We start from the raw sequence: 22155 nt of genomic DNA, 5'->3' as shown, positions 1-22155 counted from the left end.
ACGCCACAGCCAAAATTTGATATCAAGAAATACACTGATTTCATTACTGCTCGTTATAGATTCATTTAGTTCTGTAAAAAGAGTAAATCAGGGTTTTACCTTATAACGAATATTTAATTACGGAGGATAATTAAATCGTACTGATGCAGGAGTTACCGCCGATGCTTGAAATGTTGAAGAGACAACCCTTAGTTAACGACATTGATTTATCAGATATTAATATTGTTCAATTCACGTTGAAGGGAATTCCTGCCAAAGCGATGGATTACCATCATTCTATTTGTATTGGTGTTTTTTTTATTGAGAGAAAAATGATATCCAATACTGTTATTCGATATATTGCACTTATGCTGGTGGCGCTGGAGAATACGCAGGATTTTGCTTTACAGTTTAACGATGGCAATTGGTGGTTATGGGGGCGATATACACTTGATAATAGCGAGAGGATCGCCGGTGAGAATCAAGATCTCTCGATGAAATTAGAACAAATTCATGCCGTTATTCAGCATTTAAGTGGCTTGGTAGCCACATTGAGTACTTCCCAAACAAACGTCTTAACCAAACCGAAGAAGCATGTCAGCAAGGCTATCTCATGAAAGAACTTGCCAGTTTAATATTACTGTTTTCAGTGTCACTGGCCCATGGACAAGCTATTCCCTGGCAAGGAGAGCCTTTCTTTATTTATAGCCGGGGTATGAGTGTATCTAACCTATTAAAAGATTTAGGGATGAATTATGGCATCCCGGTAGTCATTAGCCCGGAAATAAACGAACACTTTAGTGGGAAAATTCGCGACAAAACACCAGAAGCAATCCTGTCTAAATTAGCCGGTCTATACAATCTTACCTGGTACTATGATGGTGAAATACTCTATTTTTACAAAGCTCAAGCCATCCGAAGGGAATTTATATCGCCAGATGGATTATCAACGACAACTTTAATCAAATATCTACAACATAGCGGAGTAGCCGCAGGAAAAAACTGTGCGATAAAGGCTATTTCTCGTCTGGATGCTATTGAGGTTACAGGTGTTCCTATCTGTATTGAACGGGTGACGACATTGAGCAAAATGCTTTCGTCTCAAGCCCGTAAGCAAAACCAAAATAAAGAAACAGTGAAAGTCTTCCTGCTAAAATATGCCTCTGCGGCTGACTCTAATTATCAGTATCGTGATCAGCAAGTTAAATTACCGGGCTTAGTCAGCGTATTGCGCGAGATGAGTCAGGGCAATAGTCTGCCTTTAGTTGCAGGAAAAGAACAAGATGAGGCGCATACCAGCATGCCTCTTTTCTCGGCTGATCCTCGGCAAAACGCAGTTATTATCCGTGATCGTCAGGTCAATATGCCGGTCTATCGTAGTTTGATCGCCCAGTTGGATCAGCGGCCAGTTCAAATAGAAATATCAGTGACCATTATTGATGTTGATGCCGGAGATATTAGCCAGCTTGGTATCGATTGGTCCGCATCTACTTCCATTGGTGGCGCGGGTATCTCGTTTAATAGTAATTCGGGGAAAAATAGTGCTGATGGTTTCTCCACTGTAATTGGTGATACTGGGAACTTTATGGTTCGCTTGAATGCGTTACAAAAGAATTCACGTGCCAGAGTCTTATCACGCCCTTCGGTGGTCACCCTAAATAATATTCAGGCGGTACTGGATAAAAACGTAACGTTTTATACTAAGTTGCAAGGCGATAAAGTGGCAAAACTTGAATCGATCACCTCTGGGTCATTATTGCGAGTGACACCGAGAATGATTGATGCCGATGGTGTAAAAGAAGTTTTGCTTAATCTTAACATTCAGGATGGGCAACAGCAGGCGCCAATAAGCAGTAGTGAACCGTTGCCGGAAATACAAAATTCAGATATCTCAACGCAAGCCACGTTGCGTGTTGGGCAAAGTCTGTTATTGGGTGGCTTCATCCAGGATAAACAAATTGAGTCGCAAAACAAAATACCGCTACTGGGCGATATTCCATTATTAGGTGGGTTATTTCGCAGCACTGATAAGCAATCTCACAGTGTTGTCAGGTTATTTCTGATCAAAGCTGTACCGGTTAATACAGGGGAATAGCATGGCAGTACGGTTTAAACTCCGCCTGTTAAATGGTGAACTTAATGGGCGTGAGCTGATGTTACCTGAGGGGGAGTTTACGCTAGGGGGTCAGCAGTGCGACGTATTATTACCCTTACTTCAGGGGCAAATATTGACCTTGAGAATAAGTGATGAGCACATAACTTTGCAGACATCTGGGGATGTCTGGGTTAAGGGGGAGCGGTATGATTTACAACAGAAACTCCCACTCGGACAGGCGATTGAAACCGGGGGATTAATCTTGGTTGTTGGTGAGGCGGGCGATAATTTAAGTGATATTCATTATATCCCTCGCGCTCGGCCACGCTTATTACTCTGCTTATCTGTACTGGCATTTATCCTATTGTTACTGCTATCGGTAGTTATATTCTGGTTTATACAGCAGCCAAAAGCGCTACTGGCTTATCTTCCTCCTGATATTCCAACACAACTCTCAGAGCAGTTAAAGCAACCCGCTTTACAGGGGATAAAAGAAAACTGGTTATTAGATGGCAGTGTTGTTTTGAGTGGTCACTGTAGCTCATCACCCGCAGTGATTAAGTTGCAGAATTTCCTGGTTCTTAACCGTATTGTTTTTCGTAATCAATTAGTCTGTGATGACCATCTGCTCAGTAGCGTCAAGGATGTATTACACCAGTATGGCTATCAGGATATAGAGGTCGACACGGGGAAACATCCAGGGCATATCACAATCCATGGTGCTATTGAAATGGGGGGGCAATGGTTAAAAGTTCAGGAAACACTGGCGACAGTGGCTGGGTTAAAGGGCTGGGCGGTTATTAATAGCCATGATGGGCAAATTGCGCAATTAGTTGAGCGCTTGAGGGAACTGGGGTTATTAGGCTATCTCAGTATGGCGCAAAGTAATAAGGAAATCATTATCAGCGGTATATTGTCGCTCAGCCAACAACAACAACTGATGGAAATGTTGACAGCATTGGCCCGGCAACAACCGGACTTTCTGGCGGTGAGGTATCAGAATATTCCCACGTCAGATCAAACTGCTCAGCTTCTTCCCGCTGCAATTGTCAGCTATGGCGGAAATAAATTTTCAGGATTCGTGCAATTAGCTAATGGATTACGCTTACAGCAAGGGACGGTACTGGCGAATGGCTATAAAGTTATTTTTATTGGAGAGCAAGGCATATCATTACTAAAATCTAACAATTTAATCCATATACCCATGAATTTTTAAGGATTAGGAGATCAACGAGTGTCGCATATTACTGAACTGGAAGATGCTATTAAATATGACGAGAAAAAAATACAACAGAAGAATGCGTTGTTGGAAAATGGGAGGTTATTAATTTCACAACAATTGTCTCTACAGCAAACACCTGATAATTATAAAACTCTTAACAATATGATGCTGGCCCTAAGTAGTGCGGAGAAGATAATAGCAACACTGTCAACTCGCTATGGAAATTAAAAAACAATCATCATGCCATTTTATGGAAAAAATGGAATAAATATAAAAGACAGATGCTTTTTAGTGAGACAAAATAATATTATATATTTATCAGTGCATCAGGAAATTCAATATGAATGATAATGATTCTATTCAGAGCATGTTAGGGGACCTACACAGTCGGTATAGTAAATTACTGTCTGATCTAGGGAAGTTGAAGGGCTTCCAGCAACAAATCGAATTACTGAAAGAAAAAGCCAAAAATGACAGTAAAGCAAGAGAGACGTTAATTCGCTTGAATGAAGCCTTTCCGAATGGTTTAAATCAAGAAAAAGCACAAATGGTGGTATCTATTGCAAACATGAAAGTACAGTTTAAACAACTGGAGACGCAGCTCAGAAATATAAGTTCAGGTGAGGCAATGTAGTTAATCTCTTCCTGAAATATCATTATTATCTTGAGTTAAGGAGTATTTCTATGGTCGCGAACACTGATGTAAATAAATCAGATAACACTTCCTCGTATGTTAACCAATCTTCCAATAATGAATTTAATTTTTCCGTTTTGGAAAATAAATTTAATAGTCTTCACAATAATATTAATAATGTTGGCAGTAATCTGAGTAATAATCTAAGTGAGCATGCTGATATTTTCAGTATGGGATTGAGTGCCTTTTATGAGTATCTTGACGTACTTGAATCACTTGCCAGAAGTGCCTATGACGCTATGCACACCCGATCAAAATATGCCAATGATATACAGGATAACGCTAATCAGGTTGATTCCGTCATTGCCGAAGCGGCTAAAGGTGACGATAAAACAACCAAGCCGCTACCGGATTCAGTTATCGAGTTTATGCGGGAGCATGGCATCAAAGTTGATAAGATGAGTATTGATGAGTATTTAAAGAAGAATGGGCCAGAACTGGATAAAGGACAATTACAGGCAGTAAAAGCGGCATTAGATAATGAAAAGACCCGCGCGTCAGATACCATGACTCAAGAACAATTACAGTTACAGAAGTTTATGCAAAGTTATAACGTTAATGTTAATAACATCAGTACATTACAGACAGGTTTAAAAGATATATTAACGACGATTGCCCGCAATCTTTGTTAACCAAGTTATGGCCGTAAGGATGATTCGATATGAATATTGAACCTACTGATCAACTTATTAATTTTATGCGACGTGGCGGTTCTCTGCGTATGTTGGCAAATATGTCGGAGCAAGACTTGACGTTAATATATGAATATAGCGTACAACTTTGTCACGGCGGAGAATATGACAGCGCAAAAAAACTGTTAAATATATTGATTCGTTTCGACCATTGGAATTTTGCTTATTGGTTAACATTAGGTTCGTGTTATCAACAAACCGGGGATTGCCATCAGGCGATTTATTGCTTCAGCCGCGCGGGGCAAATTCAGGTCGATGACCCTCGTCCATCTTGTTTCGCTGGGGAATGTTATTCCGCTTGCGGCAATACTATTTATGCTGAAAAAGCATTCCGTGCCGCATTGAACTGGTGCCATGCTCACCCTGAGCAGGCTCAAGTCCGCCAGCAAGCTGAACGGGGACTGGCGGCATTATTACTGGAGGTGAGACATGCCTAATAGTATTGCATTTAAAGCCGACACACAGACTGATTGGGCACTGGCTGCCGCAGGTAAAAGCACACCTTTGGCACCGGCGAAAATGCCAGATTGGTGGGCAATTTCCGGGTTGTCACCCTCGGCGGATATGAATATGACGTCACCCAAGGTGACGCAGCAAAAAGCCCAGGCCGCCTTGGATCGCCTGCTGGTCGCCTTACCCCGTTCCGGCGCCAAAGCAGGGGACAGTGGCCGGCTTTCCCTTGATCAGTTGGGCAGTACAGATATGCAGCTTATCCTCTCGATGGCTGGCAACCTGAGCCTGGTTTTTTTTTCTGATTCCTGTAAGTCAATCCGCCAGCAGATGGAGCGGGCGACGGATGTGCAGACTTTTTTACGCGATAAACGGGTTAATGAGTATCAGCAACAGATTGATAAAGCAGTTCAGCAAGCGGATAAAGCTCACAAGGCTGGTATTTTCAACATGGTGCTTGATTGGGCCATCGGCTTAGCCGAGATAGTTTACGGTGCGATTAAGGTCTCTGCCGGGGTATTAACCGGGGATCCGGTGGCAATGGCTTCCGGGGTCGCATATTTGGCGGCGGGGACCGCCGGTTTGGTTAAAGCCGCCGCCGAAACGGCGATGCTGGCTGGAGCCTCAAAAGAGAAATGTCAGGAAGTTATTGATGTTGCAGGTAAAGTTCAACTCGGTTGTGAATGCTTTGCTATGGCAATCGACCTGTTTCAAGCCGCCCGCGCGATTAATGCCGCTCGAGCGGTGACCAAAGGGGCGGGTGATGTGCTAAAAGCGGGCGGAGCTGATGCGTTGACCGAAGCGATGAAGAATCTAAGTCAACAAAAAGTGCAACAGTTAACTGAACAGTTCGCCAAGAATGCCTGTAAGCAGATAACTGAAACGGAAATGGCCTTGATGCACAATATCAGCAACTCTTTTACCCACGCTGGCGTTGAAAAACTGGTGGGCGATGTGACGAAAGATCTGGTTAAAACCGCGATTAAGAAAGGCACTACGCTCACTGCGGAACAATTTACTCGCCAATGTACCAAGGAAATTATGAAGGAGATGGTTAAGAAAATAATAAAAGATATCAGCCTCTCACCATTAAATATAATGCAAAAAGTTACTCAAGGGTTAGTGCAGGTTAATAGTGGCCAGTTGGCGATCCAAAATGGAGGGCTGCAAAAAGAAATTGAAAAATTGATGCTTGATCAAGACTTCACGCAGTTTATGGATCAATGGGTTGAGCGGAATAAACAGCAGCAAAGTAAACAACTCAAAGATATCTCTCAGAGCGCACAAGACACATTGGAGAAATTAAGCGATAACATCCATCAAAGCGGCATGCTACAAACGAGAGTGGCAGGTTCATTAATATAATGAGGTTATAATGAATACACCTATCAGCCAGGACATAAAAATAAACGACAAAGCCCTACAGGCTGTCGATGATGATGGGAAATTAGATAATAATATTGGCAATATCATTAGTGATATCTCCGATATTATTTCCCAAATGTATGCATTATTTAAAAAAATGCGTGATTTACTGAGTGCCTATGGTGGGAAACAATTCGAACTTCTATTTAATATCAAAGCTACTGCTATGAAAAATCAACGCGAAGCTATCGATAAAACAGCATCAGCGGCCATCGCCAGCGGAGTTTGCTCCATGCTATCCGGTATATTTAGCGGCGTCGGTGCTGGAGCAGGCGACCGGTGGGGCGGTATTGGTGGGCATATTAGTAATGCTACTGGGCAATCTATTATCGGTATTGGGAAACTGGCCGAGGGTGATAAAGCCCGTGCTGCGGAAACCTTGCGCATGGCGAGTATTCTGCAAAGCTCTAGCTCTGATAGTTATTCAAAAAATTCCAATGAAATACAGGATAAAATAGTAGAGCTAAGGCAAGCATTCAAGGAATTTGGCAATACCTTGACTAACCTAATAAACCATATTTCCATGGCGGTGAAATTATGATATATGAAATTTAACTCTCAGTGCATTGAGCAATACTTACTCAGTAAAGGCTGTGTGACTCAAGCAGCCTTTTTCGAAAATAGCCCTATAAAATTAGGGCGTGAGTTTTTATTTGATGCATATCGGGTAATCTACCGTATTGAACAGCATGAATTAATTATTTGTTCTTTGGAGATTTCCACTGAAAAAAATACGACGGGGAATTTTTTGGCATTATTTAATTTCCTGCTCCATTTAGGTGAGGAAATTACTGATATATCGATAGTCAGGATGCTGATTATTAATAATGTCGCTAATCAGCCGTTGCGGTTGATCCGCAGTAGACTTATTCGAATATTAATAGTTAAAGGAGCATTCAGTAAAAATATCGATGGTAATGATTGGCTACTATTTGATGTCAGTACGGGGAAATAGAATTAAGGAGGCCCAATGGACGATTTTTCTGCCGATGATTTCCAGTCCCTGTGTGTAAAGATAAATAGTGTATTGAAAGAACAGAATATTATTCAGTACCCAATGAGTGATTTTAAGCAGCAACCTGATCCGCAGGAAGTAGAAACGCGCTATACACGGGGTTATCAGGCCTGGCTGGCAGATGACTATACTGCTGCGATTAGCGATTTTTCTTGGCTTACACTCTGTTGCCCCTTAGTGTCACGGTTTCATCTGGCTTTGGCCGCAGCTCTGCAAATGCAGCAAGAATATGCTCTGGCGCTGAGTGCTTATGCCGCCGCGCTATTACTGGATGCAAATGATCCTGAACCGGTATATCAAATGGCGGTTTGTTTACGCGCGCTGGATAAAGGGGCTGATGCCAGAGAAGCATTACAAACCGCCATTGAAATGAGTTATCTGAACCCTGAGTATGCGTCTACAGCAACGAAAGCCAATCGATTATTGAATGAAATATAAATGAAATAATACGAATGTTATGGCCAATATTTAAAAGGGGATAGCGATGGATGGCATAGACAATATTAATTGTGTTAATGATTTATCTGAGCCTAATGCGGTAGTTAAACCGAATATCGAGGGGAGACCCTCTATTAGCCCCCCTGAAGCATTAGCAAATGACTTTCTGAACAACACTGTTCCGAATGCTAAGGACAAAATAATTGAAATTTTTGTGACTCAAAAAGATATTGTTATTAAAGAGCATGAAATCAGCGTTAAGTTAGCCAAAAAACAGTTTTTCATCAATGTGATTGAGTTGACGGTTTCTCTGGCTTCATTTGTTGTCAGTGTTGGCATGAGTATTTGCAGTGGCGGGGCGGCGACCCCGGTTGCCATAATTACTGGGGTGAACTTAATGTTATCACTGTCTAACCTGGCATGCGCCTACCATAACTGGAATTGTGCCAGTAAAAATAAAGAGGGGCTAACCATGGGCAGTGATGCAATTCAGCAAGCTGCCTTTATGCTCGCTAAATCCTGTGGTGTTTCATCCGATAATTGCAAAAAAATCGCGCGCTACACATCGTTCTTTATTCGTGTTGGTATCGTGGCCTCTTTAGCAGGTATAGGGCTACTAACGCACCCGGTCGTTACCAACAGTTTATGTTTACTTGCTAAAAACTATAATCCAATAGTGGCCTCTATAACCAGTATTATTACTGCCGGTGCGCTAGGTGTGTGGATAAGTAATGATCATGATCAGAAAAAAGAAATAGAGGGTATTTTAAGGAGTAATGAGCTGGAAGCAAATGAAATACTAATAACAACTCATGCTGAGGGGGCTGCATATCGAAAAATCGGTATCATCAAGGATAATGTACAAACAAATTTCGCTTAGGGTGAATGCCGGATAGTCTCTTTAGTGTTATTTGTTAACCTTGTATAAGGTTAATTACTCTCTAAGGGATATGATGAAATAAATACAGTTTGTTTTATTTCGGCAAGAGGGAACATTACGTAGCAACGGAGAATGTTATACCGTACATGCGGGGAATTTGGTTGTTACCCACGAGTTGGCTACGGTATCTTCTTTCTCACAGAGCACTTTTATTTCAATATTGTGTCATTCGATAGATCTTTTACCTATATATCAAAACTTAGCCAGTAAAATGGTGCAGTCGAATAAATTTCGCTTACCCCATAAAATATCTGATCACTACAAAATATTGCCAGCAAATAAAGATGTTATTCACGCAACTGAACAGTTAATTGATATTGAGCGCTCAGCATCATTACGCTTTCTTTACCTGTATTGTTTAGGTCTGGATTCAGTTTATTTCTCCAGATTGTTGGAATCAATTGTGGGTACCAATAATGAGTTACTGGAGTTTTTTGAACAAAATCGCCTCAATCCCTGGACGGTATCGCGCTATGCCGATGAATTAGGTATTTCCACCCGTAAATTGAATTTTCTGTTTTACGAAAAATTCGGTATGTCTGCAAAGCAGTGGTTACTGGATCAGCGTTTGAAAAAAGGCTGTGAATTGCTGTTATCTACACAGCTACGCGTGGCAGATATCGCCATGGAATGCGGTTTTAGCAATCACGCACATTTTTCTGATAGCTTCCGTCGCCGTTTTCAGCAGTGCCCATCGCATATGCGGTCACTTATGGAATAGGGAGGTTTGATGGATATAAACGCATTAATGAACGAAATGACGAATAGCATTAATAAGATAAGTCAGGACTTTCAAAACCAGATGGCGGCCGGTAATCCCTCTGATCCTGAACATATGCTCAAGATGCAATTTGCCATGCAGCAGTATTCGTCTTACATCAACTTTAGCAGTGCGCTGATGAAGAATATTAAAGATATGACCAGTGGGATTATTGCCAAAATATGATCTTACTTTCAGCACAATGTCGCCAGTTGGTGGTTGAAGCCGCCTTGGCCGGGGTGAATCACAGCCTACAGGCTGAAGCCCAAAATATCCTTAATGTGTTACCCCAACTGATACCGGATCCACAAGTTCGCTTGGTCTGTGAGGCAATGCTGTTATTCGGACTTAATGACCGAGTGGCAGCACTGGCGTTACTGGCAACATCCAAATCCGAAGATGCGCAGGCCATGTTGGCGTTGCTACAACAAGGGATCTCTGCTGCTGACTCAACGTCATTGGCGTTGCCGATAACAACGCGGCAGCCTCTGGTACTAAAGGCATAACACCGCAACGGTATAAAATTGCTTATCAACAAGGAGATCATCAGATGGAAATTGATGCCATTCAGGCTGCTTCAATGTTGAATACCCCCCTTCAGCCAGCGGCCGGTGAGCCGCAACAAATCGCCAAATTTACGCAGTTAATGCAACAGGCGGAACCTGGCACGGCAATGATGTTGCCATCCCAATTCTTGGGCGTTCAGTCGCAATGGATGTACGCCACATTAGCAGTAGATTTAACGGCTAAAGTGGCCGGTGTTCTCGGGCAGAACATCAATAAACTGGTCAATATGCAATGAAACAGCTGCGGCGTGCGATAGCACTCTTGCTGGTGGTTATCTCCCTTTCAGGCTGTGGTATGGAGCTATATAGCGGGCTTTCTGAGGGGGAGGCCAACCAGATGCTGGCGTTGCTGATGTTGCACCAGATTAAAGCCGAAAAGCAGTCCGAGAAAGGCGGGACGGTAGGGCTGAGTGTCGATAAAAGTCAGTTTATTAATGCAGTGGAACTGCTACGACAAAATGGTTTTCCGCGCCAGAAATTTACGACCGTGGATACGTTGTTTCCGTCGAACCAGCTCGTGACATCACCTGGCCAAGAGCAGGCCAAGATGGTCTATTTGAAAGAACAGCAGTTGGAAAGCATGTTGAGCCATATGGATGGGGTGATTCATGCCGATGTGACCATTGCCATGCCAGCGCCGACCGACGGGAAAAGCAGTGTTCCCCACGCCGCCTCAGTGTTTATCAAGTATTCCCCCGAGGTCAATTTACAAAGCTATCAGCCACAAATTAAAAATCTGATCCGCGATGGTATCCCCGGTATCGATTACTCACAGATTAGTGTGGTGATGCAGCCTGCCAATTATCGGTTTATCGCCGCTGAGCCACACCAGCACGCTGAGGCACAACTGAGCTTGCAATGGCTATTACGCCACGCCGGTGCGATACAGATAGCGTTAGGGCTGGTATTGGTGCTGCTGGCTGGGTTGTCAACGGTGTGCTTATTACGCTATGTGCGCCGATAAATCGCTAATGGAAGGGGAAAAGGGATGATATTACCGTTAACCGCTGATATCCGGCATTTGCATCAGTTAGCCTGGCGACCCGCACAGTTTGCCCATCCTCTATGGTTGGCAGCGATGGGAATTAAAACAGAGAACTACTGTTATGGCCGCAGTAAAGCGCTGGACAGAGTGTTGGATAATGCGCTAATTCAGCAACGAAAATTCCCACAGCAAGCCCTGCCTGCGGTGCTGAGCAAGCCGCAGCGAGAGCGAATGGCAAGCTATCCGCGCTTATCTGCCCACTGTCTGGCGCTGGGGTTGGTTCATTTACAATGTGGTGATTATTTGCGCCTACGGCGTTATCGCGAGAGGCTTTCGCCGCTGTTGGATGAGGCTGATATTCAACAACTCATTGGTATGGGATATCAGGGTCACCTGCCTGCCAGCTTAAGCTCACAGCATCTGCCCATGGTTGCCTTACGTCTGGGGCATAGCCTGGCACATCAGGTACGCCACGATGATGTGGTTTGGCGTGCAATCTCTATCTCATTACCTCCTCAGCCCCGTGCGTTATTTTTGTCCCAGGCCTTCTCTTTTGCGGTTGACGGTTGGTTAACCCGACTGGAGCGTTTGCTGTGAACCCTTTTCATCTCAGGATAGAGAAGTTTGATTATTCGCTGCCAGCGGGGCGAGTCATTGCGGCGGTTCAGTTACAGGAAATGGCGCAGAGTCGCGATATTTTGTCTGCTGCTCGGGTGCAGGCAGCCGAGATTGTGCAAGCAGCGCAGGATGAGTGCCGCGTGTTGTTGGCGCAAGCACGGCAACAAGCAGACATGCTGATGGTTAAAGCGCGGAGTCAAATAGAAGCTGAGGTGGTGGCACAACATGTTGGCTGGCTAGTGGCGGCGGAGCAATTGGAGGCATCCTTGATTACACAAGCCCGTCAGCAGATTCTGGCAGCGATTGCGTCGGTGGTAACTGCCTGGGCCGGTCAGCAATCTGTGGAACAGATTTTGATTCATCGGCTGGGGGCGCAAGTGGAGAAAATGGCGCACGATGAAATGTTGGTTTTACAGGTTCACCCGCAGCATCTGCCCGCCGTGGTCTCTGCTCTGGGTGAACGGGTGCAGTGTGTGGGGGATGAGAGCATGCCTGAAGATACCGCCCGCTTAGGTTCGCCAATGCTGCAAGTCAGCCTTTCTCTGCGTAGCCATTTGGCGCAACTTATCCTTTGGCTACAGGAGCCAGCTCATGATTAGTGCCAATAATGTGTCAGAGACCTTGGCAGTTCACGGCTCTGACCAACATGTGGGGAAGGCTCATGGCGAAGTAACCCCCGCACACTCAGTCATGGAATTGGCCAGCATTGAATTATCTGAAGTGAGACAAACCGCGCTGGAAGAGACGATGGAAGAGATCGGGCTGAGTCTCGGCTCCCGTTTGAAAGATCAAAAATCCATTGAGGCTGAGGAGCGTAATCTGCGCCGCCAACAGCTATTGGTGAAGTTGATAACCCAGCTCTCCGGTAGCAACGATATGCTGTTTTCACAGAACATTCCGCTTGATGTGGATATTGTTTCGCTTGCCAATAAGCTTCGACAGGGTGAGCTATCGGCAGGGCAGCAAGTGTTACTGTTGGCCGCCATGCTGGCACACAGCAAAAATAATCCATTACGCCGCCGCAGCTTATCGCAACTACTTGGCCCACTACTTGAGCGTGAAGGCTGGGAGGTTGAGCTATTTGGTCTGTTGGAGCTAGGCGCAGAGGGTAGCCGCTCGCTGGGAGCCGTCAAACAGTTGTTTCAGCAAAGTATTCATCAAAGTGAATTGTCGCTGGCGGAGTGGTTTACCCGGGTGAGTCGTTGGCCACAGCGCCAGCAACGTGTTCGGGTACTCATGCGTGCCGTCGCGTTTGATTTGTCCTGTCGGCCGTTCGCTCAATACGGTGAGCGTTTGTCCGCGACACTCCACCAGTTGCGCCGTTTGCTGATGTTTCTCGGGTTGGAAGACCATTGCAGCCAGGTGGGGAATGTCTGTGGCGTGGCAGGAGATATGATTCTGAACGAGGTACTGGCAGTGGTGGGGCAACCCTGGTTATTCAGTAGCTGGTTGCAGCCACGAATTGAAGCGATTACCGGTTCGGATGCCAAAGCACAGCGAGGATTCATTCGTCGGTTTTATGAGTTGTTTAAATTGATGCCAGTGGATTGTTTCAATGATCAGGAACAACAAGCACAAATTTTAGCCACCTTGCTGGAGATATGACTTTTCGTTTCAGGCGAACCCCCGATGGTTGATAAGGCATTAGCTGCTTATTCTTTTCATTGTTTATTCTCGTCATTTTTCAACTTGCAGGTGTGCTGGCTGCGCTCACGACCCGACCCGGCCACAACCGATTTGTCTCTTGCTTGCCGCCGGCCTGAATTTTGAAATCTATTATGTATAGCGAAAAGTTGCATCAAAAGGACATTGGTTATGGAGATGGATTTAGTTGTTACCCGTAACCTTCAATTGTTTATCCGCATGGCGGAATTGCCCTGCTCGGCTATCACCTCTCGCATGCAGTGGCAGATAGAAAAACGGATTATTTTCCTTGAGTGGCGAGCATCAAGGTTACTGCTCACTTGCGGTTTACAACAACGGCACTACAACCATGATGATCTGCTGCGGCTCCAGCAATGCTGGCGGCTTGAGCGATTTAATGGCGTGCCACAGCGTATCTACTTACTGAAAATGGGTATTATGGTCAGTTGCTCCCCGCCAGCATTGTCCGATGCTGAGTTTTGGTATCAGCTCTACCGGCAGCAGTGTGCCTTGCTGTGCCGACTGCCGGGAGCATGTCCATGAGGCAATCGGCGTTGATACGTGGCTTGCTGATGATAACTGCGCGGCAGGATATTTTTCTGGCGATCATGCTGTTGGTAGCGATCTTTATGATGATCCTGCCTCTGCCAACCGTGTTGGTAGATCTGCTGATTGCGATCAATCTGGCTTTCTCAGTCATCCTGCTAATGATCTCGATTTACCTGCGCGATCCCCTCGAATTCTCGGTTTTCCCGTCGTTATTGCTGATTACCACGCTCTATCGCTTGGCGCTGACTATCAGTACTACGCGCTTAGTGCTGCTCCAGCATGATGCCGGTGAAATTGTCGAGGCATTCGGTCAGTTTGTGGTTGGCGGTAATCTGGCTGTGGGGTTGATCATTTTTACTATTATCACCGTGGTCCAGTTTATCGTGATTACCAAAGGCTCAGAGCGAGTGGCAGAGGTCAGCGCCCGTTTCTCGCTTGATGGCATGCCCGGTAAGCAAATGAGTATTGATGGTGATATGCGGGCGGGCGTGATTGATGCGGCCGAGGCTGGGCGGCTAAGGGAGAGGGTGCAAAGAGAGAGCCGGTTGTTTGGGGCGATGGACGGCGCGATGAAGTTCGTTAAAGGCGATGCTATTGCCGGGATTATTGTCATTCTGGTGAATATTATTGGCGGCATCACCATCGGTGTGCTGCAACATAATATGTCGGCGGAACAGGCGATGATCACCTATGCGGTGCTCTCGGTTGGCGATGGGTTATGTGCCCAAATCCCATCGTTACTTATCTCCATTACTGCTGGGATTATCGTGACCCGCGTTCCTGGCGGCGATAAGCAGAGTTTGGCTAAAGATCTGGCGGTACAAGTGGGGCGTCAGCCAGATGCTTTATGGTTAGCCGCCGCCATCCTGACTGTTTTTGCTTTGTTACCCGGTTTTCCATTCCTGATCTTTATCATACTGGCGGCGCTGGTGGCCGCGCCTGCCTTTTTACTCTATCGCAAGAATCAGTCAATACGGCACAGAGGTACGGTAACGGGGGCTGGTGACAGTGGCTTATCTGCGGACCATGCAATGACACCAGGTGCGATACCTTTGATGTTGCATTGTGCGACCAACCTGGATTATCCCGAGTTGGCCCGAGATATTGATAGCTTGCGTTGGCGCTGGTTTGAGCATCTTGGCGTGCCATTGCCGGAGGTGGAGATCCGCAGTGATCCTACCTTGATTGAGAACAGCCTATCGATCCGGGTCTATCAGGAGCAAGTGCTGGAACTGACATTACCATCAGATGATTTGCTACTGACTCAGCCCAGTGCCCAGCTAGAGACGCGCAGCCAAAGGTTAGGCAGCAGAATGGGCACTTTTGAGTGGTTAGCTGCAGATCAGGGCAGCCATGCCAGCATCTTGGGCATCCCATATGTACAAGGGCATAAACGTATTATCTCTTGCCTGACACGGGTATTTGAGCGACATACGGCTGAATTTATTGGTGTGCAGGAAACCCGTTATCTGATGGATGCGATGGAAGGGCGTTACGGGGAATTAGTGAAAGAACTACAGCGCCAGATGCCGCTGGGAAAAGTCGCGGAGATACTGCAACGGCTAGTGGAGGAGGATGTGTCGATCCGGGATTTGCGCGCCATTTTCGGCGCGCTGGTGGTCTGGGCACCGAAAGAGAAAGACAGTGTCATGTTAACCGAGTACGTGCGCATCGCCTTACGCCGCCATGTGTGTCGCCGGTTCAGTAAAAACAGCGTCTGGTTACCGGTATTGCGGCTGGGAGAGGGGGCTGAGAACTTGATTCGTGAATCTATTCGCCAAACCTCTGCGGGTGCTTACTCGGCGTTAGCCGATAAACACTCACGCTTGATCCTCGACAAGATAAAAGCCGCTGTTGCACAAAACAGTGATGTTGTCCTGCTGACCGCCATCGATGTACGGCGTTTTCTGCGCAAAATAGTTGAGCGGGATATTTTCACGCTGCCGGTACTTTCCTGGCAGGAATTGGGTGATGAGATGAATATCAAGGTGGCAGGCACTATTGAGTTGATTGGTGATGAACTTGATGAAGCTGCCTGATAGTCCAACACTAAGTGCTCAGTTGCATCAGCAATTGCGCTTATCGTCTCTGCCGCCGGATGGTATGGCCTATCGCGGGCCAATACTGGATGTTGGCCCAACCCTATTACGCGCCAATCTGCCCGGTGTGGCGCTGGGGGAGTTATGCCGTATTGCGTCACCGGACATGCTGGCCGAAGTGGTAGCTATTGAACAACAGACCGCGTTGCTATCGCCATTCGCCTCTTCAGCCGGTTTGCGCAGCGGTCAGTGGGTGTCACCACTTGGGCATACCCACCGTGTCAAGGTGGGGCCATCACTGGTTGGGCGGGTTTTGGATGGTTTGGGGGTCGCCATGGATGGCGGCCCTCCGGTTATCGGGCATTGGCGTGAGTTGGATTGCCAACCCCCGGAGCCACTAACCCGCCAGCCGATTCGGCAAATACTGACCACCGGGATCCGGGCCATTGATGGCGTATTGAGCTGCGGTGAGGGGCAGCGAGTCGGTATTTTTGCGGCGGCAGGGGTCGGGAAAAGTAGCTTGCTGAGTATGCTCTGTGCGGGCAGCAATGCGGATGTCATGGTGTTGGCGTTAATTGGTGAACGTGGCCGTGAGGTGCGGGAGTTTCTTGACCAGGTGCTCACTCCTGAAACCCGTGCTCGCACCGTAGTGGTAGTCGCAACCTCTGATCGTCCGGCTCTGGAGCGGCTGAAGGGTATTTATACTGCTACTACCGTGGCCGAATACTTCCGTGAGCGCGGGTTGAAAGTGTTGTTAATGGTGGATTCGCTAACCCGCTATGCCAGAGCGGCTCGAGAAATAGGGCTGGCGGCCGGTGAACTGCCTGCTGCGGGCAGCTTCCCTCCCAGCGTCTTTGCGGCATTACCCCGCTTATTGGAACGGGCCGGTAACAGTGAATGCGGCAGTATCACCGCTTTTTACACCGTACTGGTGGAAGGGGACGATATGAATGAGCCGGTGGCTGATGAGGTGCGTTCGCTGTTGGATGGGCACATTGTGCTATCCCGCCGACTGGCCGGTGCCGGGCACTATCCGGCTATCGATATTGCCGCCAGTGTCAGCCGTATCATGCCGCAAATCGTCACGGTAGAACATCTGGCGCTGGCACAGAAATTGCGCCAAATACAAGCCTGCTATCAAGAGATCGAACTGTTGGTTCGCGTGGGTGAATATCAGGCGGGGCAAGACCCGCAGGCTGATGACGCACTGCAACGTTACCCGAAGGTCTGTGCCTTTTTGCAACAGGAGAACGCCTTATCGTGCCATTCCGACACCGTCAGCCTCAACCACACCTTGGAACAACTCGGCCAAATAATCGATTGAACCACCCCGCGCTGGATATTTTGCAGCGCTTGCTCTGTTTACGGCAACGCAAGGAGCGCCGGTTACGCCAACAACTGTTCTGTTTGCAGCAAGAACAACAGCAGCAGGAACTGCAATTGATACAGTGCCGTCGCGAACGCTACCAGTTATGTCAGCAGTTACAACAACTTGCGCAATGGCGCGGTAGGCTGCTCCCCGCGCAAGCGGATCAGCAGAGAGTTTTACAACATCAGGTGTATCAGGCGGAGCGGCAGCAGCAAAAGCAAATTAGCGCGTTGCACGCTCTGGGGCTGCAACAACGGAGCGCTATAGCAGCACAACAGGCGCTGATACGGAGTAATCAGCGTGAACAGGAAAAATTAAGGATGTTAATAAAAGATGAGTCGAATCGATATTGAAGGTGCATTACCTCTGCTCAGTGAGCATTATTTGGGCGGAAATTCGCAGCAGCGGGTAGCTAATGAGAGACAAAAACAGCAATTTGCCCGTTATCTCTCTCCGCGCGTTCTTCCCATGGCGGAGATGGCCGATGCAATTACCACGGTGAGAGACCGTGGCTTGATATCCACTGATTACTGCATTGCCAGTGGGCCGTTGCGTGGGACAAGGGTCAGTGTCAGCCTGGCCGTTCAGGGGTTAAATATTGTGCTCAGTCACACCAATGGTGAATTGGTTGAACGTTTGCAACGTATACAGTCGCGCTGGCAACGGCAACTGTACTTGTTAGGCTTCCCCTGCTGGTTGGAGGTCATCCATGTTCGAGAGTCTGACGGCTGAATTACGCCAACTCAGCGCCGTTATTGGTCATGGACGGCATTCGGCTGGGGTGTCTGCAACCTTCATCAAAGCTGGGGGAGAGGGGGTTTATCTGCCACTGCAATTTAACGGGCAGGAATGTGGTTTGTGGTTATCGCAGTCATGTTGGCAGCACTGGCTGGCCTATGCGCTGGCAACGGATGATGCCCCTCTTTTGGCGGCAGAATTGGTGAATGCAATGGCGCATTGGGCCGTCAGTCCACTGCTTGCGTCGCTACCCGAGTTGGTCCTTCATGACATTACTCCTCAGGCGATGACACTGCTAACGCAGTGGGCGGTGGGGCTGACTTTCGAACTGGAAGGGCAGCAACTCAGTGTCGTGCTGTGTAACTGGCCGCCGGTGGCATTAATAGCAAGGTTATCTCACTGGCAGAGTGAGGCGCTACCCGCTCAACAAGATGCTGTCTGGCAAGCTGGCTTAGTGGTTGGTTGGAGTCATTTATCCTTACACCAGTTGCAACAAATCAGGCCTGGAGATGGGGTTCGGATACTGGCGGCCGCTGAACTGGAACAGCGGAATTGTTGGTTATGGCAGAGGTCATCCGCGCAGATTTATATCAAATTAGAGGATGGAAACAAAGTGACAATTCAACAGGTTAATGACGATATTGACCGGTTGCTGGCGCTGGATATTGCCACGGTGACCCAAGAGCCACCGGCGGTGGCGCTAGAGCAATTACCGCAGACACTCGTCATGGAAATAGGGCGGCTGACACTGCCGCTGAGTGATATCAAGCAGTTAGCCGTCGGGCAAACACTGGACTGTAAAACCGCCTTCTATGGTGAAGTGAATATTCGTTTGCATGGGCAATCGGTCGGCAGTGGCAGCCTGTTGTGTTGTGATGAGCAGTTGATTGTGCGGATTGAGCAATGGTTTCTCACCGCTCACCCTTGATAATGCAGCGCTGTTGGGCTGAGGCTCTGAGGTTATTCAGGTCATGACCTGATTCCGGCTAAGGCGGGCTGGGCAAATACTGTGGGTATTGTTTTTACTCAACAGGCCAGCCTTTTGCGGAACCGATTATGGAGTTACTGAATTCGTCCTCTCAATTGATTGTCCTACTTTTTTTGCTGTCGGTGCTGCCACTGCTGATGGTGATGGGCACCTCATTCCTCAAACTATCGATAGTTTTTTCTTTGTTACGTAATGCGCTGGGTGTTCAGCAGGTGCCCCCTAATATCGCTATTTATGGACTGGCCTTGGTGTTAACCATTTTCATCATGGCACCGGTTGGCTTAGATGTGCATGCCCGACTGCAAGATGAGCCGCTCCCCAACGACATTGGCGCTTTGCTACAGCAAATTGATGAGCATGCTCTGGCGCCATACCGCGATTTTTTACAACGTAATACCGATACAGAACAAGTCACTTTTTTTAACGATATCGTCCAAACCAAATGGCCCGAACGCTATCGTAATAGTGTAAAACCCAATTCACTGCTGATATTAATGCCCGCATTTACGCTAACCCAACAGACTGAAGCATTCAAAATTGGGTTGTTGCTCTATTTGCCGTTTGTGGCGATCGACTTAATTGTGTCCAATATTCTGTTGGCCATGGGCATGATGATGGTGTCACCCATTACCATATCACTCCCATTCAAGTTATTGATTTTTATTCTTATTGATGGCTGGGGATTGCTACTGGGTCAGTTGGTGGGGTCGTATTTATGACTCTCGACCGAGGGATTTATCAATGAGTAATGCCATTGTTGTTCATCTGGCGACCCAACTGTTATGGATAGTTTTACTGCTCTCGATGCCGGTGGTGGTGGTGGCCTCCGTGGTCGGGTTAATTGTCAGTTTGTTGCAGGCACTCACCCAAATCCAGGATCAGACATTACAGTTTTTGATTAAATTACTGGCGGTGTCAGCCACGTTATTGATTACCTACCATTGGATGGGATCGACACTGCTGAATTATACCCAGCAGACCTTTTTGCAAATCACCAGTATGCGGTCCTGAGATGCCAGACTCTCTGTACTGGCTCGAGGCGCTGGGGTTGGCGATGATGCGCCCTTACGGCATGTTGCTGATATTACCCCTGTTTACTGCGCGCAGTCTGGGCAGTAGCTTATTGCGTAACGGCCTGGTTTTTGCCATCGCTTTGCCGGTCACACCACTGTTTTTCTCCCTGCCACTGATAACCCACGATAGCCTCATCGGTTGGTTTGGGGTGCTGTGTGTTGAGCTATTGATTGGGGTGATGATTGGCTTTGTCGCGGCGCTGCCTTTCTGGGCCATCGATATGGCGGGGTTCCTGATTGATACTCTGCGTGGTGCCACCATGTCCACTTTGTTTAACCCCAGTATGGGCATGGAATCGTCTATTTTTGGTGTGTTGTTTACGCAAATATTAACCGTACTGTTTTTATTATCTGGCGGTTTCAATCTGGTATTGGCAGCACTCTATGGCTCCTATGAGATTCTGCCTGCTGGCAGTGGTATTCGCCCCTCATCAGCGATGCTGCACTTTCTACAAAGTGAGTGGCTACTGATGCAGGAACTCTGTCTGAGCTTTGCGTTACCCGCGATGCTGGTGATGGTATTAGCTGATTTATCTTTAGGATTAATCAATCGCTCGGCACAACAACTGAATGTTTTCTTTCTGGCGATGCCGATTAAAAGCGCATTGGCTCTGCTTTTGTTACTGATTAGCCTGCCTTATGCACTACATCACTATCTGGTGGGTATTAACCAGACCGAACAGAAGATAAACACACTTATCCCGTTGATAAATGAGGCTGCTGATGGGGGGTGAGAGCAGTGAAAAGAATGAAAAACCTACCGCGAAACGCCTGAAGGAAGCCAGGGAGAAAGGGCAGGTGATTAAAAGTGTTGAGATAACCTCCGGCGCCCAGTTAGTGGTGCTGGTGGTTTACTTTCTCCTGACAGGCTACACGTTGGTCGATCAGGCCATAGTACTTATCCGTAGCTCCATCAGCCAATTACAACAACCGTTGGCCATGGCACTGGCCCGCATTGGTGCGGAGTGCATGGCAGTACTTATTCATATTATGGGGATATTAGGCGGTGCGCTGATTTTAGTCACCATTCTGGCCGGTATCGCGCAAATCGGGCCGTTATTAGCAACCAAAGCGGTAGAGTTTAAAGGCGAACATATCAATCCAATCAATAATGCCAAACAATTATTCTCACTGCGCAGTGTGTTCGAGTTAATCAAATCATTATTGAAAGTAGGGGTGCTCACGCTGATTTTCGGCTATTTATTGCTGCACTATGCGGTTTCTTTTGGTTATCTGGCTTACTGCGGAAGCCGCTGTGCGATCCCCGTCTTTGCCACATTAATGAGCTGGTTACTGGGTGCTCTGGTTGCTTGTTATGTGGTTTTCTCTTTGATGGATTATGCCTTTCAACGCTATAACACCATGAAACAACTCAAAATGTCTCTGGAAGAAATCAAGCGGGAACATAAAGACAGCAACGGAGACCCACACATCAAACAGAAACGCCGGCAGTTACAGCATGAAGTGCAAAGTGGCAGTTTCGCAAAAAACGTCAGACGCTCTACAGCAGTGGTCCGTAATCCCACCCATTTTGCGGTTTGCCTGTTTTATCACGCTGATGATGCACCCTTGCCCGTGGTGATTGAAAAGGGTCATGGCGAACAGGCCGGGCTGATCATTGCATTAGCAGAGGAGCAGGGTATCCCGGTGGTGGAAAATATTGCGCTGGCACGGGCATTACACCGCGATGTGGCCTGTGGCGATACCATACCAGAGCAATTCTTCGAGCCGGTGGCGGCTATCCTGCGCTTGGCATTGGCATTGGCATTGGATTACCAGTTGCCAGCGGGTGAAGATAGCTGATCGTGGATGTTTCCTGCCTCTCCGGCACTGTTACTGACGTAACCTTTGATTAACATCTAACTTACGTCACAAC

Annotated in this window: 30 protein-coding genes; all 30 read left to right on the top strand. The window is 47.2% G+C overall.

What is annotated here, in order from left to right; all coding sequences use genetic code 11:
- Nucleotides 1–161 precede the first annotated feature (161 nt).
- The 30 genes from V1955_RS20455 to V1955_RS20310 all read left to right on the top strand — a co-directional run bounded on the left by V1955_RS20455 (nt 162) and on the right by V1955_RS20310 (nt 22082).
- Nucleotides 162–596, top strand: coding sequence for a hypothetical protein (locus tag V1955_RS20455; RefSeq protein WP_083161131.1), 435 nt, complete (start codon nt 162–164; stop codon nt 594–596).
- Nucleotides 593–2074, top strand: a complete 1482-nt coding sequence (locus V1955_RS20450) for an EscC/YscC/HrcC family type III secretion system outer membrane ring protein (protein ID WP_083161129.1) — start codon at nt 593–595, stop codon at nt 2072–2074. The genes V1955_RS20455 and V1955_RS20450 overlap by 4 nt, the downstream gene beginning before the upstream one ends.
- A 1-nt stretch (nt 2075) precedes the next feature.
- Entirely contained in the window at nt 2076–3290 is a 1215-nt protein-coding gene (gene sctD, locus V1955_RS20445; RefSeq protein WP_083161127.1) for a type III secretion system inner membrane ring subunit SctD, read from the top strand.
- 18 nt (nt 3291–3308) lie between these two features.
- Nucleotides 3309–3524, top strand: a complete 216-nt coding sequence (locus V1955_RS20440; protein ID WP_442821347.1) for an EscE/YscE/SsaE family type III secretion system needle protein co-chaperone — start codon at nt 3309–3311, stop codon at nt 3522–3524.
- Between the two features lie 112 nt (nt 3525–3636).
- Nucleotides 3637–3930, top strand: a complete 294-nt coding sequence (locus tag V1955_RS20435; protein ID WP_442821346.1) for a chromosome partitioning protein ParA — start codon at nt 3637–3639, stop codon at nt 3928–3930.
- Between the two features lie 50 nt (nt 3931–3980).
- The gene (locus V1955_RS20430) at nt 3981–4622 is read left to right on the top strand and encodes a chemotaxis protein (RefSeq protein ID WP_442821345.1); all 642 of its coding nucleotides are present in this window, start codon (nt 3981–3983) and stop codon (nt 4620–4622) included.
- 29 nt (nt 4623–4651) lie between these two features.
- A complete protein-coding gene (locus tag V1955_RS20425) occupies nt 4652–5119 on the top strand; it encodes a SycD/LcrH family type III secretion system chaperone (protein ID WP_083161119.1) in 468 nt (155 codons plus the stop codon).
- Nucleotides 5112–6497 carry a type III secretion system translocon subunit SctE gene (gene sctE / locus V1955_RS20420; protein ID WP_372568536.1) on the top strand — a complete coding sequence of 462 codons (1386 nt, stop codon included), beginning with the start codon at nt 5112–5114 and terminating at the stop codon, nt 6495–6497. The genes V1955_RS20425 and sctE overlap by 8 nt, the downstream gene beginning before the upstream one ends.
- A 10-nt stretch (nt 6498–6507) precedes the next feature.
- Nucleotides 6508–7098, top strand: a complete 591-nt coding sequence (locus V1955_RS20415) for a chemotaxis protein (protein ID WP_372568537.1) — start codon at nt 6508–6510, stop codon at nt 7096–7098.
- A 3-nt stretch (nt 7099–7101) separates the two neighbouring features.
- Complete coding sequence (locus tag V1955_RS20410) at nt 7102–7512, top strand: pathogenicity island 2 effector protein SseE (protein WP_083161115.1); 411 nt, start codon at nt 7102–7104, stop codon at nt 7510–7512.
- A 15-nt stretch (nt 7513–7527) separates the two neighbouring features.
- Nucleotides 7528–8010: a SycD/LcrH family type III secretion system chaperone gene (locus V1955_RS20405; RefSeq protein ID WP_083161113.1), complete on the top strand. Its 483-nt coding sequence runs from the start codon at nt 7528–7530 to the stop codon at nt 8008–8010.
- 46 nt (nt 8011–8056) lie between these two features.
- On the top strand, nt 8057–8890 hold the full coding sequence (locus V1955_RS20400) for a hypothetical protein (protein ID WP_083161111.1): 834 nt from the start codon (nt 8057–8059) through the stop codon (nt 8888–8890).
- An 82-nt stretch (nt 8891–8972) separates the two neighbouring features.
- Nucleotides 8973–9671 carry a helix-turn-helix transcriptional regulator gene (locus V1955_RS20395; RefSeq protein ID WP_442821467.1) on the top strand — a complete coding sequence of 233 codons (699 nt, stop codon included), beginning with the start codon at nt 8973–8975 and terminating at the stop codon, nt 9669–9671.
- A gap of 9 nt (nt 9672–9680) precedes the next feature.
- Entirely contained in the window at nt 9681–9896 is a 216-nt protein-coding gene (gene sctF, locus V1955_RS20390; protein ID WP_083161107.1) for a type III secretion system needle filament subunit SctF, read from the top strand.
- The gene (locus V1955_RS20385; RefSeq protein ID WP_420072892.1) at nt 9893–10216 is read left to right on the top strand and encodes an EscG/YscG/SsaH family type III secretion system needle protein co-chaperone; all 324 of its coding nucleotides are present in this window, start codon (nt 9893–9895) and stop codon (nt 10214–10216) included. The genes sctF and V1955_RS20385 overlap by 4 nt, the downstream gene beginning before the upstream one ends.
- Nucleotides 10217–10260: 44 nt before the next feature.
- A complete protein-coding gene (gene sctI / locus V1955_RS20380; RefSeq protein ID WP_442821344.1) occupies nt 10261–10512 on the top strand; it encodes a type III secretion system inner rod subunit SctI in 252 nt (83 codons plus the stop codon).
- Nucleotides 10509–11240, top strand: coding sequence for an EscJ/YscJ/HrcJ family type III secretion inner membrane ring protein SsaJ (gene ssaJ / locus V1955_RS20375; RefSeq protein ID WP_442821343.1), 732 nt, complete (start codon nt 10509–10511; stop codon nt 11238–11240). The genes sctI and ssaJ overlap by 4 nt, the downstream gene beginning before the upstream one ends.
- A gap of 24 nt (nt 11241–11264) precedes the next feature.
- Nucleotides 11265–11858 carry a type III secretion system domain-containing protein gene (locus tag V1955_RS20370; RefSeq protein ID WP_083161099.1) on the top strand — a complete coding sequence of 198 codons (594 nt, stop codon included), beginning with the start codon at nt 11265–11267 and terminating at the stop codon, nt 11856–11858.
- Entirely contained in the window at nt 11855–12478 is a 624-nt protein-coding gene (gene sctL, locus V1955_RS20365; RefSeq protein WP_442821342.1) for a type III secretion system stator protein SctL, read from the top strand. Before V1955_RS20370 ends, sctL begins: the two co-directional genes overlap by 4 nt.
- On the top strand, nt 12471–13484 hold the full coding sequence (locus V1955_RS20360) for a TyeA family type III secretion system gatekeeper subunit (RefSeq protein ID WP_372568543.1): 1014 nt from the start codon (nt 12471–12473) through the stop codon (nt 13482–13484). The genes sctL and V1955_RS20360 overlap by 8 nt, the downstream gene beginning before the upstream one ends.
- Nucleotides 13485–13694: 210 nt before the next feature.
- Nucleotides 13695–14066: a type III secretion system protein gene (locus V1955_RS20355; RefSeq protein ID WP_083161093.1), complete on the top strand. Its 372-nt coding sequence runs from the start codon at nt 13695–13697 to the stop codon at nt 14064–14066.
- Nucleotides 14063–16111, top strand: a complete 2049-nt coding sequence (locus tag V1955_RS20350) for an EscV/YscV/HrcV family type III secretion system export apparatus protein (protein ID WP_083161091.1) — start codon at nt 14063–14065, stop codon at nt 16109–16111. The genes V1955_RS20355 and V1955_RS20350 overlap by 4 nt, the downstream gene beginning before the upstream one ends.
- Nucleotides 16098–17435 (top strand): EscN/YscN/HrcN family type III secretion system ATPase, encoded by a 1338-nt coding sequence (locus V1955_RS20345; protein ID WP_442821341.1) that lies wholly within the window; start codon nt 16098–16100, stop codon nt 17433–17435. Before V1955_RS20350 ends, V1955_RS20345 begins: the two co-directional genes overlap by 14 nt.
- Complete coding sequence (locus V1955_RS20340; protein WP_442821466.1) at nt 17432–17833, top strand: type III secretion protein; 402 nt, start codon at nt 17432–17434, stop codon at nt 17831–17833. Before V1955_RS20345 ends, V1955_RS20340 begins: the two co-directional genes overlap by 4 nt.
- The gene (locus V1955_RS20335) at nt 17814–18212 is read left to right on the top strand and encodes a hypothetical protein (protein WP_442821340.1); all 399 of its coding nucleotides are present in this window, start codon (nt 17814–17816) and stop codon (nt 18210–18212) included. Before V1955_RS20340 ends, V1955_RS20335 begins: the two co-directional genes overlap by 20 nt.
- A complete protein-coding gene (locus V1955_RS20330; protein WP_442821339.1) occupies nt 18190–19146 on the top strand; it encodes a YscQ/HrcQ family type III secretion apparatus protein in 957 nt (318 codons plus the stop codon). The genes V1955_RS20335 and V1955_RS20330 overlap by 23 nt, the downstream gene beginning before the upstream one ends.
- A 128-nt stretch (nt 19147–19274) precedes the next feature.
- Nucleotides 19275–19925 (top strand): type III secretion system export apparatus subunit SctR, encoded by a 651-nt coding sequence (gene sctR / locus V1955_RS20325; RefSeq protein WP_442821338.1) that lies wholly within the window; start codon nt 19275–19277, stop codon nt 19923–19925.
- A 22-nt stretch (nt 19926–19947) separates the two neighbouring features.
- Nucleotides 19948–20217 (top strand): EscS/YscS/HrcS family type III secretion system export apparatus protein, encoded by a 270-nt coding sequence (locus tag V1955_RS20320; RefSeq protein ID WP_050085721.1) that lies wholly within the window; start codon nt 19948–19950, stop codon nt 20215–20217.
- A 1-nt stretch (nt 20218) separates the two neighbouring features.
- On the top strand, nt 20219–21013 hold the full coding sequence (gene sctT, locus V1955_RS20315; RefSeq protein WP_442821337.1) for a type III secretion system export apparatus subunit SctT: 795 nt from the start codon (nt 20219–20221) through the stop codon (nt 21011–21013).
- The gene (locus tag V1955_RS20310) at nt 21003–22082 is read left to right on the top strand and encodes an EscU/YscU/HrcU family type III secretion system export apparatus switch protein (RefSeq protein ID WP_442821336.1); all 1080 of its coding nucleotides are present in this window, start codon (nt 21003–21005) and stop codon (nt 22080–22082) included. The genes sctT and V1955_RS20310 overlap by 11 nt, the downstream gene beginning before the upstream one ends.
- Nucleotides 22083–22155: the final 73 nt, after the last annotated feature.

The sequence above is a fragment of the Yersinia sp. 2545 StPb PI genome (genome assembly GCF_052217125.1).
GTDB lineage: Bacteria > Pseudomonadota > Gammaproteobacteria > Enterobacterales > Enterobacteriaceae > Yersinia > Yersinia enterocolitica_E.
This window is presented reverse-complemented; position numbering and strand designations above follow the sequence as displayed.